This is a genomic window from Bacteroides sp. LFL-34 (assembly GCF_027257075.1).
In the GTDB taxonomy this organism is placed as follows: Bacteria; Bacteroidota; Bacteroidia; order Bacteroidales; family Bacteroidaceae; genus Bacteroides; species Bacteroides ovatus.
On sequence record NZ_JAPQKZ010000015.1, the window covers coordinates 27161 to 42812 of the forward strand.

Genomic DNA, 15652 nt, shown 5'->3' on the forward strand with positions numbered 1-15652 from the left:
GTTTATAAAAAAGTTCCTTGTCGATAATATTTTTCTAGTTTCATCATCATTTCTATTTGCAAGCGTACACGAACCAGTTCTGCTTTGGCAGCAATAAACCGGTTACGGGCTTCCATCAGTTGAAAGACGGAAATCAATCCCTCTTCCCATTTCCGTTCGGATTCTTTCAGTACCAGTGTTTCAGCGTCAAGTTGTGATAATGCCTGCTGATGTTCACTATATCCGGTGTGAAGAGAAAGGAGTGTTTGCTCAATATCCGTATATAATTGTTGTTTTTCAAGTTCTTCTTCGTTTTTGAGCCGATACATATTCAATTTCAGCTTGCGCTGATTGGTCAAACGTTGCAAACCGCTTAGCAGGGGAAAGGAGATGCCAACACCCACATATTTTCCTATATTATCACGCAATTGTCTGGCCGAGAAAGCTGTATTATAATAATTGGAACCGACGGTGAAACGAGCAAAGACAGAGGGTGAGAAAGCTCCTCCCGCTATCGCATACTCTTTATGAGCTGCTTTTTGTTTCAAATCAATCATACGTATGGAGGGCAATATTTCGATAGATTGTGCGTATAGAGTTTCCACAGTCGAAACAGAATATGGTGGTAATTGGGATGCTGTAATCGTATCCAGAATAGCGAGTGTGTCGCCCGGCTGGATATTCATTAATTGTTTCAGATGTAATAAAGCGATCCGACTGCTATTTTCGCGCGACTGATAACGATAAATATCTCCCTCCCGGCGTGCTTTCACCTCCTGTAAATCGGAAGCTGATTTCAATCCCAGTTCCACGAAGACCTCTGTCTGTTTCAAATACCTTTCGCTCAACCGGCTTTGTTCCAAAGCAAGATCGAGCAATTTTCTCTCCAGAATCAGTTTGTAATAAGCATCCGTCACCTGATAGGCCAGTTCATTCTGTTTCTCTTTCAGCTCCCATTCACTACGTTCTTTGTTCATTTTCCGGAAACGCACCTGATTGATACGCGAAAAGCCTTCAAATAAGGAAAGTGTCATATCGAGTCCCACCGTTCCCTCTTCAAAAGATTCACTGGTATACCCATTGGTGTCAGGATCCAGCGAACGTCCGAATCGTTTGCCTGTTTCCGCATTAACCACTATGTGCGGCAGGAAAGCACCGACAGAAGCTATATAATCCGCTTTCGTTTCCTTTATGCCGATAACTCCGTTACGTACAGCCGGATTCTGTTTATAAGCCAAACGAATGCAATCGTCCAAACTCATAGCGGATTGGGCTAGCAGGAAAACCGGCACTGAAAGCAATAGTAGTAAAAGAAATCTTTTCATCCTTTATAATATATGATTGTGTGATAGCAGGATGATAAAAGCAAATGCAATGCCACAAATCATAAATAATTGATTATAAAACAAATAGAAATTACATAATTCTTCCACCGTCCAAAAATTAAACGCCCTAACGTCCAATAATTGGACATTACCGAGAGAATCCCTCTATTCTACCCTATTCTAACTCGTTCTGACTCATTCCAGCATAAACTTTGTATGAAAACGTCTAATTATTGGACACTCCCTTGCAAAGAAAATCAAAAACAGATACCTTTACCCGGAAACTTTAAAGGAACATTCAACGGACAGAGCCCCCAATCTTGCGTATGGAAACAGGAACGATTTTAATTGTAGACGACAATAAGAGTGTATTAGCCTCACTGGAGTTATTACTCGAGAATGTGTTCAGCACAGTCCGCACAGCTGCCAATCCTAATCAAATCACGACCATCTTATCTACCACTCCGATTGATATTGTGATTCTGGATATGAACTTTTCAGCAGGAATCAACAATGGTAACGAGGGACTGTACTGGCTGAAACATATCCATGAAATCCGCCCTTCACTGCCCGTTATTATGCTAACCGCCTACGGTGATGTAGAATTAGCCGTTAAAGCACTGAAGAATGGTGCAACAGATTTTCTACTAAAACCATGGGATAACCACATACTGATACAGAAAATAAAGGAAGCCTATCAAAACAATCGTCCAACCCATCATAAAAACTCTCCCAAATCAACCCAGAAAGCATCCGGTGATGAAAATCTGAATAAGTCAGAAATGTTGATCGGTCATTCCCCTGCAATGCTACAGCTAATTAAGGTAGTTACTAAAGTCGCCAAAACCGATGCCAATATCCTGATAACCGGAGAAAACGGAACAGGAAAAGAGATGTTAGCCAGGGAAATACATCGCTTATCTTCACGAAACACCCGTCAGTTACTTAGTGTCGATATGGGGGCTATCAGCGAATCGCTCTTTGAGAGTGAACTCTTCGGACACGAACGTGGAGCGTTTACTGATGCTTATGAAAGCCGTCCGGGTAAATTCGAAGCCGCCAATGGTGGTTCGCTTTTTATGGATGAAATCGGAAATCTCCCTCTTGCATTGCAGGCCAAACTACTGACTGTACTACAAAACCGAAATATCACCCGAATCGGAAGCAACAAAGTGATTCCCGTTGATATCCGACTCATCTCCGCCACCAACAAAGACATACCGGAGATGATTAAAGAAGGTTTGTTCCGCGAAGACTTATTCTATCGCATCAATACCATCCATCTGGAAATTCCCCCTTTGAGAGAACGGGGAGATGATCTATTATTATTCATCGATGCTTTTCTTCATCGCTTCGCTTCCAAATATCAACGACCGGAAATGCGAATGCATGAGCAAACGATTGAAAAGCTACGCTCCTATCATTGGCCGGGCAATATCCGGGAACTGCAACACACCATCGAAAAGGCGGTTATTTTATGCGAAAGCAACGTGATACGTCCTAAAGATATTCTGGTGAAACAGACTTGGAAACCACAGACAGTCCAAGCGGTGCCCAATCTGGAAGAAGTGGAACGACAAGCCATCGAGACGGCCATCTTGCAAAATAATGGAAACCTGACTGCTGCGGCCGAACAACTTGGTATCAGCCGACAAACGCTCTACAATAAACTGAAACGATTTAAGCCCTAAGCCGTATGCTATTCAGCCGACATATATATTGGACCACATTAGGACATATCCTATTTATTCTTGCTACCGCAGGAACAGGTCTATGGCTCATTATTTCCCAACAAGGAGTGGTAATAGGGATATTACTGGTTATCTGCTCCTTGTTTCAGATTGGAAGATTAGTGAATAAGCTAAACTCTTTCAACCAAAAATTACGCCTTTTCTTCGATGCGATAGAAGACAAAGACAATATGCTCTATTTCCCCGAAAACAATGTCAGCCGGGAACAGGAAATGCTGAATCGTTCACTCAACCGTATCAATGCCCTGCTCATCCGAACTCAAGCTGAATATTCAAAGCAGGAACATTTCTACCGTTCGCTATTGGAAGAAGTCCCTAGCGGTGTGTTGGCATGGGATTCTTCCGGAAAAATAATGATGGCCAACAGTGCCGCACTGACTTTATTGGGATGCCAGCAACTAGCCCAATACGACCAACTGAAACCTATCCTGCAGGAAAAAGAGAAGAAAGAACGACTTAGTCTGTCTCAAAACCAGATGAAATTACAGAACGAAACTATTACCATCTTATCCATCAAGGATATCAGCAATGAACTGAATGATAAAGAGAGTGAATCATGGAACAAGCTAAGCCACGTGCTTACCCACGAAATCATGAATACCATTGCTCCCATCATCTCCCTGTCGCAAACATTATCCGCATATCCGGACAACAGCGAAAAAACACTTCGCGGACTTCATATCATCCAGGCACAAAGTGAACGCCTGCTGGAATTTACCGAATCTTTCCGTCGTCTCTCCTATCTGCCCCAACCGGAAAGGAAACGGTTTTCACTAACAGCCCTCCTGCAAAATCTGCAAGAACTCCTGTCTACCGATTTTCAGGAAAATCAGATTCATTTCACACTTACCTGTCAGCCGGAATTCATCGACATGGATGGAGACGAGAACCAGCTATCCCAAGTCCTGCTCAATCTCCTTAGAAACTCCATTCAGGCGTTAGACGGAAGAACAGACGGAGCAATCGAAATTTATGCATATCGGGACGAGCATATATCTATCGACGTCACAGACAATGGTCCCGGTATCCCCGATGAACTGCAGGAAAAAATATTCATTCCGTTCTTCACCACCAAATCCGAAGGAACCGGTATCGGATTAAGTCTCTGCCGACAAATCATCCGTAACCACAACGGTCATTTGTCTATTTTGGAAAGCCGTCCCGGTAAAACAATTTTTCATATCGACATTTCACTGTAAAACAAACCTTTCACGGCCTTCGAGTGTTTATTATCATATAAACGAATTTTACACGATATGAGCACCAAAGAACAATACTGGAAATATTCCCTCATTGTCATCATCCTGTTTATGGGAGTCATCATCTTCCGCCAAATCACTCCTTTTCTGGGGGGATTGCTGGGAGCACTCACCATCTACATTCTTGTACGCGGACAGATGAATCATCTGGTAGAAAAACGAAAGCTGAAACGAAGCATCAGCGCACTGTTGATTACCGCAGAAACGATTTTCGTCTTTCTTATCCCTTTGGGATTGACTGTCTGGATGGTGGCAAACAAGTTACAGGATATCAATCTGGATCCACAGACCTATATTGCACCTATTCAACAGGTAGCAGAATTCATCAAAGAGAAAACAGGATACGATGTATTGGGAAAAGATACGCTGTCATTCATCATGTCCATACTTCCCCGTATCGGACAAATTATAATGGAAAGCATCAGCAGCCTTGCCATCAACCTGTTCGTCATGATCTTTGTGCTTTACTTCATGCTGATTGGAGGAAAAAAGATGGAAGCTTATGTCAATGACATTCTGCCATTTAATGAAACCAATACGCAGGAAGTCATTCACGAAATCAATATGATTGTCCGTTCCAATGCTATCGGCATTCCCTTACTGGCTATCATTCAGGGAGGCGTGGCTATGATAGGCTATCTGCTTTTCGGAGCACCCAACATACTGATGCTGGGATTCCTGACCTGCTTTGCAACCATCATTCCGATGGTAGGTACGGCATTGGTATGGTTTCCTGTAGCCGCTTATCTTGCCATCAGCGGAGACTGGTTCAACGCCATCGGGCTTTTTGGCTATGGAGCTATCGTCGTATCGCAATCGGACAACCTTATCCGGTTCATCCTTCAAAAGAAGATGGCGGATACACATCCGCTTATCACTATTTTCGGAGTAGTCATCGGCCTGCCGATATTCGGGTTTATGGGAGTCATCTTCGGTCCGTTGCTGCTTTCATTATTCTTTCTTTTTGTGGATATGTTCAAGAAAGAATATCTCGACTTGCGAAATAACCTCCCATCGAGATGACGAAACTACCGAAAAATTGTGTACTTTTGCGGCTGTAAAAACGACACTAAAATTTGATGGAAACATTTACATTCAATACTGTCGAACTGATTCTTTTATCGGTGGCAGGTATTCTTTTTATCATCCAGCTCATTTATTATTTCGGCCTGTACAATCGAATACATGTCCACAATAAAGCTGTAGGCAAAGAAGAGGTGCATTTCATACGAGAACTGCCTCCACTTTCCGTGATTCTCCGTGCACGCAATGAGGCTGAAAATCTTCGTAAAATTCTACCTGCCATTCTGGAACAGGACTATCCACAATTTGAAGTGATTGTCATCAATGATGCTTCCACAGATGATACCGAGGATATACTGGGAGTGATGGAAGAAAAATATCCTCATCTTTATCATAGTTTTACGCCCGAAAGTGCACGCTATATCAGTCATAAGAAACTGGCTCTAACGTTAGGCATCAAAGCCAGCAAACATGACTGGCTCGTATTTACGGAAACAAACTGTATGCCCGCCAGCAACCAGTGGCTAAAACTGATGGCACGTAATTTCACTCCGCAGACCCAAATTGTGTTGGGATATAGCGGATACGACCGCACAAAGGGATGGTTGCACAAACGTACTGCATTCGATACTTTGTTCCAGTCTTTGCGCTATCTGGGATTCGCGCTAGCCGGAAAACCTTATATCGGTATCGGACGCAACCTGGCTTACCGGAAAGAACTATTCTTTCAACAGAAAGGTTTCTCCAAATACCTGAATCTGCAACGTGGAGAAGATGATTTATTCATTAATGAACTAGCTACCTCCGCCAACACCCGTGTTGAAACAGACTTCAACGCTACCACACGGATACAGCCCGTATATCGCTACAAAGATTGGAAAGAAGAAAAGGTTAGTTATATGGCTACTGCCAGATTCTACCACGGAATACAGCGTTACCTCCTGGGATTTGAGACATTCTCCCGTTTGTTATTCTATATTGCCTGTATAGCAGGTATCGTATTCGGGATACTTAATTTCCACTGGCTAGTAGCAGGCATCGCATTCCTGATGTGGTTACTGCGCTTTACAGTACAAGCTGTCATTATCAACCGCACGGCAAAAGAAATGGGTGGAGGACGAAAATACTATTTCTCGTTACCTGTTTTCGACCTTATCCAACCTGTACAGTCATTGAAGTTCAAACTCTGCCGTTTCTTCCGGGGAAAAGGAGATTTCATGAGAAGATAAACCGGATTTCGTGAGAAGACAGACTTATTGTTAAATCAATCGCTGCATATAAATAGCATCCGAACCATCGTGATAATAGCATGGCTTTATTCCTGTTGGAATAAAGCCATTTTTCATATATAGCCCGATAGCGGAAGTATTGGTCACTTTCACTTCAAGCGTAATCTTTGCAGCCTTACATTCACCGGCCGTCTGAATCGTCTGGTCCATCAATACCTGCCCCAGTCCTCTTCCTCTATAATCCGGATGAACAGCTATCGAATAGATTCTTAAATAGCGAGTTCCCCCATGAAATAACAGGGAGACATAAGCGATCACCCTATCCGCCTCCATCATCACATAGAAAGTTCCTTTCGAACGGCTTATCAGATAGGCAAACTGCTCTATTGAAAAACTGTCTTCCCGGAAACACTCCCACTCTATTTCCAAAATAGCGGGAATGTCTGCCTGCTGTGCTTTACGGACGATTATCGGCTCCATAATCAATAATGTTTTGTTTCTAGCACTTGTTCAAAGTGATTCAACAAGCGGTAATACATTTCATCACCGATAATGGCATCTTCCAGTCCATGATCGATACTCGGATTATCATTGATTTCAATTACATAAGCCTTATCATCCACCATTTTCAGATCGACTCCATACAACCCTTTTCCTATCAGATTGGCAGCCTTTACAGCTGTATCCAATACCACACGAGGCACCTGATAAATAGGAATCGTATCTACCAATCCACAACGGCTTCTGCCCGAATCATAGTGACAGTAAATTTGCCAATGTCCTTTCGCCATATAATATTTGCAGGCATAGAGCGGTACACCGTTCAATAGACCGACACGCCAGTCAAACTCCGTTGGAGTAAATGCCTGTGCCAACAAGATAGCCGATTTTTCAAACAGTATCTTCAGACTGGCTTGCAGTTCTTCTTCGTTCGACACCTTTTTCATACCAATGGAATAAGAGCCATCCGGTATTTTCAGGATAAAAGGAGCGCCCACCTGTTCGCTTATCTGTTCGAACGAATGATGGCTGGATTGAAAAATCAATGTAGACTTGGGAGCAGATATCTTTTCCTTCTCAAAAAGTTCTTTCAGATACACTTTGTTCGTACACCGGATGATAGACAACGGATCGTCAATGACAGCCATTCCGTTTTGTGCAGCCAACTGTGACAAATGGAATGTATAATGATTGAGCGAAGTTGTAGTACGAATAAACAAGGCATCAAATTCGAGCAAACGGATAGCATCATCTTCGGTTATCATCTCCACATGGATGTTCATTTTCTTAGCTACCTCAGTCAATTTGTGCAGAGCACCTTTATTGCTGGGAGGAAATTTCTCCTGTGGATCGACCAATACAGCGAGACTGTAACGGGAAGCCTTTGCCGACTTCGGTGCACGCCATATTTTCTTGTTAAAGTTATCCAGCGTATTGGCAAAGAAATCCTGCTCTGCATCATTAAGCTGATTCAGGGGAAGAAAATGAATGCCCTCGATCTGATTTCTGGGATGAGTATTCAAAGCCACTCTTAACAATGGGCAAGGGTAATTCTCGAAAATAAAACGCGCAATCCGTTCCAGACCTTTTTCCCGGCATTTGCCAAAGTAAATATTCAGGTACCAGATATCATCCTTGATGTCATTCTTCTGTATCCATTGATAACAAAGGGCTTGCAGACTACGGTCCATCCGCACCCCCGTTCCAACCTCCATTTTGTTGATGATATCAACATCCGGAATGACTTTCTGTCCTCTCGTTTGGGCTAGCAGCGAACAGTAATACCCTTCAGAGTTATAGCTGTAATCATTGCTAAGATTAATAACTAACTTCCGGTCTTTCTCCACCGGCTTGTTTTTTAGATAGTCGGAAACAGTCAGGACACTACTTGTCTCATAATACGGTTTCCAGTCATCCAGATTATCCAACAGGATTAACACATTATTCATAATGGTTAAAAATTAAACCTACAAGAGGATATTAAGTAAATTGGGCGCAAATATAGACATATTATTCACTCCACATCACGCAACGGACTAAATTATTTTTGCAGTAGAAAACAGGTAGAAAAAAAGAGGATTATTCGTATCTCATGGAGCTTGCCGGATTGATCTTAGTGATTAAAAAAGAGGGGCCAATCAACATCAATACAGAAGCAAACAAAGTACCCAAATTAATCAAGATAAAAAGTAAAACATTAAAAGATACCGGGACAGTATCTACATAATAAGTCTCCGGATCAAGTTTGAAAAGTCCGAATTGAGATTGAAGAATACAGAATGCCAAACCAATGGCATTGCCCCAGAGCATGCCTTTGCCAATCAGAAAGACTGCAAACCAAAGAAAGGTTCTGCGAATCGTGAAATTATTGGCTCCTAATGCTTTTAAAATCCCAATCATATTGGTGCGTTCGATGATAATAATCAGTAAACCGGAAATCATGGTGAAGCCGGCAACTCCTATCATCAAAATCAGAATCACCCATACGTTCAAATCCAATAAATCAAGCCAGGCAAAGATTTGAGGATTCAGTTGTTCGATGTTACGCACATAATACACACCTCCCAGTTCATCTTGCCTGTTGTCAATATCAGTTGCGATCTCATAGGTTATATCTTCCAGTTTATCATAATCTTTCACCTGTAATTCCACACCGGTCACCTGTTCCGGTTGCCAACCGTTCAAGCGATTCACCAGATTGAGATCCGTCAGTAAAAAGAGGTTGTCGTATTCGGAGAAGTTCGTCTGATAAATTCCGGCAATCGTCAGGCGACGAGCACGAATATCATCCTGTATATAATAGGTATATATCTTATCTCCCAGTTTCAACTTCATTTTAGTTGCCAACGCTTTCGAGATAAGCACTTGATTGGTAGATACTGAATCACTGAAAACAGGAATCTCCCCTTCTACCAAATACTCTTTTATAAAATGGGGGTCGAACTCCGGACCTACCCCTTTTAACACCATTCCTTGAAAAGCGTCATCGGTCTTAATCATACCCGGTTTAGTAGAGAAACGCTGCACATGGCTTATCTCCGGATAATCAGCAAGAGCAGTCATCATACTGTCTCCTACCACAATCGGATGGGTTTCGTAAGAACTGACCGCATCCAGATTAGTTATCTGAATATGCGACCCGAATCCTATGACTTTATTTCTCACCTCACTTTTAAACCCGATAACTACCGCCACCGCAATAATCATCACAGCCAAGCCAATAGCAATACCCGCCATGGCAATGAGGACCGCAGGACGTGACACCTGCTTTCCGCCATCGCTTTCACGATAGATACGCCGGGCTATGAAAAGTGATAAAGACATTTGTTTAAGTATTAGGTATTAAGTATTAAGTGTAGCAGCAACAAACACCCCAGAAACTACGGTTAATACTTAATACTAGAATTTATTCCGTTCTTCCCGGATACACTTCCAAAGCCTTCTGCAAGACAAAAAGTGCACGGGTTAAATCTTCTTTTTTCAATACGTAAGCAATACGAACCTCGTTGATTCCAGATCCCGGAGTGGTATAGAAACCGGAAGCCGGAGCCATGAATACAGTCTGACCTTCATACTCAAAATCAGAAAGACACCATGCGCAGAACTTATCGGAGTCATCTACCGGAAGTTTGGCCACTGTATAGAAAGCTCCCATCGGAATGGGCGAATAAACGCCGGGAATACGGTTCAAACCGTCAATCAAACATTTACGACGTTCTACATACTCATCATACGTTTCGCGTGAATATTCTTCCGGAGCATCCAAAGAAGCTTCTGCAGCAATCTGTCCAATCAACGGAGGACTCAAACGAGCCTGACAGAACTTCATAACAGCATCGCGTATCTCCTTGTTTTTGGTAATCAACGCACCAATGCGGATACCACATTCGGAATATCGTTTGGATACCGAATCAATCAGTACCACATTATTTTCAATACCTTCCAGATGGCAGGCAGAAATATAAGGAGAACCGGTATATATGAACTCACGATATACTTCATCAGAGAAAAGGAATAAATCGTACTTCTTTACCAAGTCACGAATCTGATTCATTTCACGACGTGTATACAAATAACCGGTAGGATTGTTTGGGTTACAAATAAGAATCGCTTTCGTACGTTCATTAATCAGTTCTTCAAACTTCTCTACTTTCGGAAGAGAAAAACCTTCTTCAATGGTCGTAGCAATAGTACGAATCTTAGCCCCGGCAGAGATTGCAAATGCCATATAGTTAGCGTATGCAGGTTCCGGAACGATAATTTCATCTCCCGGATTCAGGCAGGAAAGGAAGGAAAAAAGCACGGCTTCCGAACCTCCTGATGTAATGATTATATCGTCTGCTGTAAGGTTGATATTGAACTTTGCATAATATCCCACTAATTTTTCGCGATAGCTACGATAACCTGCACTGGGGCTATATTCCAGCACTTTACGATCAATATTGCGTATCGCGTCAATCGCGGCCTGAGGAGTGGGCAGATCAGGCTGTCCGATGTTCAGGTGAAACACATGGACTCCGCGTTGCTTGGCAGCGTCTGCCAAAGGAGCCAGTTTTCTGATAGGAGATGCAGGCATCTCGTTTCCGCGAATGGATATGGTTGGCATAATTTTAACTACAAATTACTAATTACTATTTACTTTTTCTACTTGGAGCTGCAAATGTACGCAATAATTTGAATACAGAGACATAAAAACTTTAAAAACCTTAGCAAGGTTAAAATCGTTATGGTAAATTGAAAAGAAAGCTATACATTTGTCATACGGAAAACTTAAAACAATATCATAATGACCATACACCTTATCTCATTCGCTTCAATACTTCACAAACAAGTCTCGCTACGTAGCTCGCACGAAGCTATTTTGAGCGAGATTGAAAAATATTATACTGTAAAGTTCGTCGACCATCAAGATATGGACAAACTTAGTAGTGACGATTTCAAAATCATTTTCGTCGCTACCGGTGGGGTGGAAAGACTGGTCATACAGCATTTCGAAAACCTCCCTCGCCCCGCCATTTTACTGGCAGACGGCATGCAGAATTCTCTTGCTGCCGCACTGGAAATTTCCACCTGGTTACGGGGACGCGGAATGAAAAGTGAAATTCTGCACGGTGAATTACCGGCTATCATCTTACGTATCCATACACTTTATAATAATTTCCAGGCACAACGTTCCTTGTTCGGCAAACGTATCGGAGTCATTGGAAGTCCTTCTTCCTGGTTAGTTGCCAGTAACGTAGACTACTTGTTGGCAAAACGTCGTTGGGGAATCGAATATGTAGATATTCCATTGGAACGGATTTATGAACAATTTAAACACATTACGGATGACCAAGTCGGAGCATCATGCGCAGCTGTAGCATCACAAGCTCTTGCCTGCCGCGAAGGAACTCCCGAAGATTTAATCAAAGCGATGCGATTATACCGGGCAATCAAAAAGGTCTGTCAGGAAGAAAATCTGGAAGCGCTGACATTAAACTGCTTTAAACTGATTGAACAAATCGACACTACCGGATGCGTGGCATTATCTTTATTGAATGATGACGGGATAATAGCAGGTTGTGAAGGAGATCTTCAATCTGTATTTACGCTATTAGCAGTTAAAGCACTTACGGGTAAAGACGGATTTATGGCAAATCCTTCCATGATTAATTCCCGTACGAATGAACTGATATTGGCACATTGCACCGTAGGTCTCAAACAAACGGAGAGATATATTATCCGCAATCACTTTGAAACAGAAAAAGGAATTGCCATACAAGGGCTACTTCCGACGGGGGATGTAACGATCATAAAATGTGGCGGTGAATGTCTGGATGAATATTACTTGTCTACAGGAACATTGACTGAAAACACTAATTATATTAATATGTGCCGTACACAAGTGCGCATCCGCATGAATACTCCGGCCGAATACTTCTTAAAGAATCCACTGGGAAATCATCATATTATGCTTCATGGTAACTATGAAGATACGTTGAACGAGTTTTTCCAGGCAAATGCTTGCAAGAGGATGGAATAAAGGCATCTATAAAAAACGAAAGATTTATGATAGGAGAAATTACATGTGCTATAAATAGAGTTGAAGAGCAAATAGAGCAGCTCTTTGACGAAAAAGAGGAGTTTATCATGGCCTATGAAGATGCGCTACCTAGAACTATGTATCTGAAGAAGTTGACTGAAATTGATTCACGAATAGACGAGCTAAAGAAAACGTTGATTTCGTTGAATGAAGAGAAACAAGAGATCCTGGATATGGAATAACTTATCCTATGGGAATATCTTCCCATTTCCCCCCATGCCATTCTACCACCGAAGTAAAACCTGCTTTCTTCAAAGCGGCTAACCCTTCGAAGCGGGCATTGTTTATTCTTTCAGGGTAGTGCGCATCACTATTCACCTGTACCCGAATACCCAATTCTTTCAGGAAAGGGAAATAACGTTCATTCGGATAGAATGTACCCAGCTCATGATAAGACTTGGTATTGATTTCCACCATATAACCACGTGCGGCAATCACCGCGAAGTAATCGCGGACCAACGTGTCATACCATGCTTCATCAAGCAAACCCGGACGATAACAGGAAGCGTTATAATGCATCTTGTCAGCATGGCCGACAATATCAAATCCTCCCAGCTCTACCATACGGAGCAGGTTCTTATAATAAAGGTGGACAACAGAATCCAAGTCACCATCGAAGTGCCTGTCTACCAATTGACGGAAAAGATCTGCCGGGGTATCAATATCTACGATTTTCCCTTCTGGAGAATACAACATATGCACAGAACCTATCCGGTAGTCAAGTGGTAGTTTTTGAAAACAAGGCAAAGAGGGATTGTTTTCTTCATTCAGGTAGTCAATTTCGAGACCGATGGCAAGCTCTATCTTACCTGCATATTTCTTTTTCAGACGAGAGAATTCGGAAAGGTAATCTTCCATTCTATCCCACTCCATCGTCCATGCGGTAGAAAATGATAGTGGAGCATGAGAAGAAATGCCATAAGAAGTAAACCCTTCGCTGATAGCAAAACGAATAAAATCGTCCATATTGGCTCGTCCGTCGCAATACAGGCAGTGGCTATGATAATTGGTTAGGTTTGTCATACTAGGTTATATTGTCTGGGGGTATATTATCATTATTTGGTTATCCGGGAATATAATAAACTATACTTGTGCCATCGAAGTGGCACAAAGGTGCCAATATAGTGGCACGAATCAGCCTTCTATTTCGCTAAGTTCCAACCAACGCATTGTCTTTTCGTCAATCATATCATTGACTTCGGGCAAACGTTTTGACTTTTCAGTCAATTCGTCAACGGAAAGTGTGCCGCTACAAAGAAGTTCCTCAATTTGTGTTTTTTCAGCTTCCAGTTCGGCGATTTCTTTTTCCAGTTGCTCGAATTCACGCTTTTCCTTGAAGCTCATCTTACGTTTGTCGTTCAGGCGGACACGGGCGGTCTTTTCTTCCTGCGGCTTCTCCGCTTCTTTCTCTTTTTGTTCTTTCGCCTCTTTCCAGTCACGATAATCACTATAATTTCCGGGGAAGTCACGGATATCTCCCTGCCCGTTGAATACCATCAGGTGATCTACTACTTTATCCATAAAGTAACGGTCATGGGAAACGACAATCACACAGCCTTTGAAGTTTTGGAGATATTCTTCGAGCACATTCAGCGTGATAATATCGAGGTCATTGGTAGGCTCGTCCAATACTAGAAAGTTAGGATTACGCATCAGGATGGTACAAAGGTAAAGACGGCGACGCTCTCCCCCACTCAATTTATAGACATAGCTATGCTGGGTTTCAGGAGTAAACAGGAAATGCTGCAGAAATTGAGAAGCAGTCAGCTTCTTTCCATTGCCCAATTCGATGACTTCGGCAATATCCTGTATCACATCAATCACTTTCATCTGTTCGTCAAACTGAAGTCCGTCCTGCGAATAATAACCGAAACGAACTGTTTCGCCAATATCCACTGTTCCGCTATCAGGCTTGACTTGTCCCATCAATATCTTGATAAAAGTAGATTTTCCGGTTCCGTTATTTCCTACAATTCCCATCTTCTCATAACGAGAGAAGATATAAGAGAAATCATCCAGAATCTTCAGATCTCCGAAACTCTTGAAAAGATGGTCGGCTTCGAATATCTTGCTTCCGATATACGATGCTTTCACTTCCAGCTTTACATTATCAGTATTAAAACGCTGCTTCGCAACCTTTTCCAATTCGTAGAAAGCATCTTCCCGGTAACGAGCCTTATGTCCGCGTGCCTGCGGCATCCGGCGCATCCAGTCGAGTTCTGTACGATACAGATTATTGGCACGCTCTATTTCCACGCTCTTAGATTCAATACGTTCCTGACGCTTTTCGAGATAATAGCTGTAGTTACCTTTATATTGGTAGATTTGTTGATTGTCTATTTCGATAATCTCGGAGCAAACACGATCAAGGAAGTAACGGTCGTGAGTCACCATCAGCAGGCTAAGGTTGGTACGACGCAGGTAATCTTCCAACCATTCGGTCATATCCAAGTCCAGATGGTTGGTCGGCTCATCAAGGATTAACAGGTCCGGTTCGGTAATCAAAGCATTTGCCAAAGCAACACGCTTCAGCTGTCCGCCGGACAGTTGCTTCACTTTCTGATCGAAATTACGGATTTTAAGTTGTGAAAGGATTTGCTTGGCTTTCTGTTCATACTCCCAAGCTTTCTCCTGATCCATACGTGCCAAGAGGTTTTCCAATCCCGGATGACCTTCGGTTTCCATGCAGCGTTCGTACTCCTTTATCAATTCCACCGTGCTGTTACCATGATGGAAACAGGCTTCGAGCACTGTCAGTTCTTCGGGATATTGCGGATCCTGTTCCAGGTAATCCACCCGAAGATCACGACGAAAAACAATATTACCGCTATCATAACCTTCCTTTCCGGCAATGATATTCAGTAAGGTAGTCTTTCCACTACCGTTCTTTGCTATTAATCCTACCCGCTGACCTTCGGCAATGCCCAAAGATACATTTTCAAAAAGAACCAAGTCACCGAAAGACTTGGTCAGGTTATCTATCTGTAAATAAGGTACTGCCATT

13 protein-coding genes are annotated in these 15652 nt (G+C 42.5%); 6 read left to right on the forward strand and 7 right to left on the reverse strand.

Annotation, left to right across the window (positions count from 1 at the left end):
- Positions 1-2: 2 nt before the first annotated feature.
- A complete protein-coding gene (locus N5O98_RS11120) occupies positions 3-1304 on the reverse strand; it encodes a TolC family protein (RefSeq protein ID WP_032843902.1) in 1302 nt (433 codons plus the stop codon).
- 326 nt (positions 1305-1630) lie between these two features.
- Here N5O98_RS11120 and N5O98_RS11125 point away from each other — a divergent pair, with 326 nt between their 5' ends.
- The 4 genes from N5O98_RS11125 to N5O98_RS11140 are packed head-to-tail and all read left to right on the forward strand — an operon-like array spanning position 1631 to position 6566.
- The gene (locus N5O98_RS11125; RefSeq protein WP_004300616.1) at positions 1631-2995 is read left to right on the forward strand and encodes a sigma-54-dependent transcriptional regulator; all 1365 of its coding nucleotides are present in this window, start codon (positions 1631-1633) and stop codon (positions 2993-2995) included.
- A 5-nt stretch (positions 2996-3000) separates the two neighbouring features.
- Entirely contained in the window at positions 3001-4254 is a 1254-nt protein-coding gene (locus N5O98_RS11130) for a sensor histidine kinase (protein ID WP_004300617.1), read from the forward strand.
- A gap of 57 nt (positions 4255-4311) precedes the next feature.
- Positions 4312-5337, forward strand: a complete 1026-nt coding sequence (locus N5O98_RS11135) for an AI-2E family transporter (RefSeq protein WP_004300618.1) — start codon at positions 4312-4314, stop codon at positions 5335-5337.
- Positions 5338-5393: 56 nt separating this feature from the next.
- Positions 5394-6566 carry a glycosyltransferase gene (locus N5O98_RS11140; RefSeq protein WP_004311239.1) on the forward strand — a complete coding sequence of 391 codons (1173 nt, stop codon included), beginning with the start codon at positions 5394-5396 and terminating at the stop codon, positions 6564-6566.
- A 30-nt stretch (positions 6567-6596) separates the two neighbouring features.
- On the opposite strand, the gene rimI is transcribed toward N5O98_RS11140, so the two are convergent.
- The 4 genes from rimI to N5O98_RS11160 form a co-directional block, all read right to left on the reverse strand.
- Complete coding sequence (gene rimI, locus N5O98_RS11145; protein WP_004311240.1) at positions 6597-7046, reverse strand: ribosomal protein S18-alanine N-acetyltransferase; 450 nt, start codon at positions 7044-7046, stop codon at positions 6597-6599.
- 2 nt (positions 7047-7048) lie between these two features.
- The gene (locus N5O98_RS11150; RefSeq protein ID WP_004311241.1) at positions 7049-8515 is read right to left on the reverse strand and encodes a RimK family protein; all 1467 of its coding nucleotides are present in this window, start codon (positions 8513-8515) and stop codon (positions 7049-7051) included.
- 130 nt (positions 8516-8645) lie between these two features.
- Complete coding sequence (locus N5O98_RS11155) at positions 8646-9890, reverse strand: ABC transporter permease (RefSeq protein WP_004314833.1); 1245 nt, start codon at positions 9888-9890, stop codon at positions 8646-8648.
- Positions 9891-9972: 82 nt separating this feature from the next.
- The gene (locus N5O98_RS11160; protein ID WP_004300623.1) at positions 9973-11172 is read right to left on the reverse strand and encodes a pyridoxal phosphate-dependent aminotransferase; all 1200 of its coding nucleotides are present in this window, start codon (positions 11170-11172) and stop codon (positions 9973-9975) included.
- 180 nt (positions 11173-11352) lie between these two features.
- On the opposite strand from N5O98_RS11160, the gene N5O98_RS11165 reads away from it, so the two are divergent.
- Together N5O98_RS11165 and N5O98_RS11170 are read left to right on the forward strand one after the other, a co-directional pair.
- Positions 11353-12588 (forward strand): fucose isomerase, encoded by a 1236-nt coding sequence (locus tag N5O98_RS11165; RefSeq protein ID WP_118161373.1) that lies wholly within the window; start codon positions 11353-11355, stop codon positions 12586-12588.
- A 26-nt stretch (positions 12589-12614) separates the two neighbouring features.
- Positions 12615-12830 carry a hypothetical protein gene (locus tag N5O98_RS11170; RefSeq protein WP_004304182.1) on the forward strand — a complete coding sequence of 72 codons (216 nt, stop codon included), beginning with the start codon at positions 12615-12617 and terminating at the stop codon, positions 12828-12830.
- A 1-nt stretch (position 12831) separates the two neighbouring features.
- Here N5O98_RS11170 and N5O98_RS11175 read toward each other — a convergent pair whose 3' ends face one another.
- Both N5O98_RS11175 and N5O98_RS11180 read right to left on the reverse strand, forming a co-directional pair.
- Positions 12832-13671 (reverse strand): histidinol-phosphatase, encoded by an 840-nt coding sequence (locus N5O98_RS11175; protein ID WP_061447519.1) that lies wholly within the window; start codon positions 13669-13671, stop codon positions 12832-12834.
- A gap of 111 nt (positions 13672-13782) precedes the next feature.
- Positions 13783-15651 (reverse strand): ABC-F family ATP-binding cassette domain-containing protein, encoded by a 1869-nt coding sequence (locus N5O98_RS11180; RefSeq protein ID WP_004311243.1) that lies wholly within the window; start codon positions 15649-15651, stop codon positions 13783-13785.
- Between the last annotated feature and the right edge of the window lies 1 nt (position 15652).

Bases quoted from the DNA above. Each gene is read 5' to 3' on its own strand.
- N5O98_RS11125 (WP_004300616.1), top strand. From the start codon at position 1,631: ATGGAAACAGGAACGATTTTAATTGTAGACGACAATAAGAGTGTATTA.
- N5O98_RS11180 (WP_004311243.1), bottom strand. From the start codon at position 15,651: ATGGCAGTACCTTATTTACAGATAGATAACCTGACCAAGTCTTTCGGT.
- N5O98_RS11150 (WP_004311241.1), bottom strand. From the start codon at position 8,515: ATGAATAATGTGTTAATCCTGTTGGATAATCTGGATGACTGGAAACCG.
- N5O98_RS11175 (WP_061447519.1), bottom strand. From the start codon at position 13,671: ATGACAAACCTAACCAATTATCATAGCCACTGCCTGTATTGCGACGGA.
- N5O98_RS11120 (WP_032843902.1), bottom strand. From the start codon at position 1,304: ATGAAAAGATTTCTTTTACTACTATTGCTTTCAGTGCCGGTTTTCCTG.
- N5O98_RS11130 (WP_004300617.1), top strand. From the start codon at position 3,001: ATGCTATTCAGCCGACATATATATTGGACCACATTAGGACATATCCTA.
- N5O98_RS11160 (WP_004300623.1), bottom strand. From the start codon at position 11,172: ATGCCAACCATATCCATTCGCGGAAACGAGATGCCTGCATCTCCTATC.
- rimI (WP_004311240.1), bottom strand. From the start codon at position 7,046: ATGGAGCCGATAATCGTCCGTAAAGCACAGCAGGCAGACATTCCCGCT.
- N5O98_RS11135 (WP_004300618.1), top strand. From the start codon at position 4,312: ATGAGCACCAAAGAACAATACTGGAAATATTCCCTCATTGTCATCATC.
- N5O98_RS11165 (WP_118161373.1), top strand. From the start codon at position 11,353: ATGACCATACACCTTATCTCATTCGCTTCAATACTTCACAAACAAGTC.
- N5O98_RS11170 (WP_004304182.1), top strand. From the start codon at position 12,615: ATGATAGGAGAAATTACATGTGCTATAAATAGAGTTGAAGAGCAAATA.
- N5O98_RS11140 (WP_004311239.1), top strand. From the start codon at position 5,394: ATGGAAACATTTACATTCAATACTGTCGAACTGATTCTTTTATCGGTG.
- N5O98_RS11155 (WP_004314833.1), bottom strand. From the start codon at position 9,890: ATGTCTTTATCACTTTTCATAGCCCGGCGTATCTATCGTGAAAGCGAT.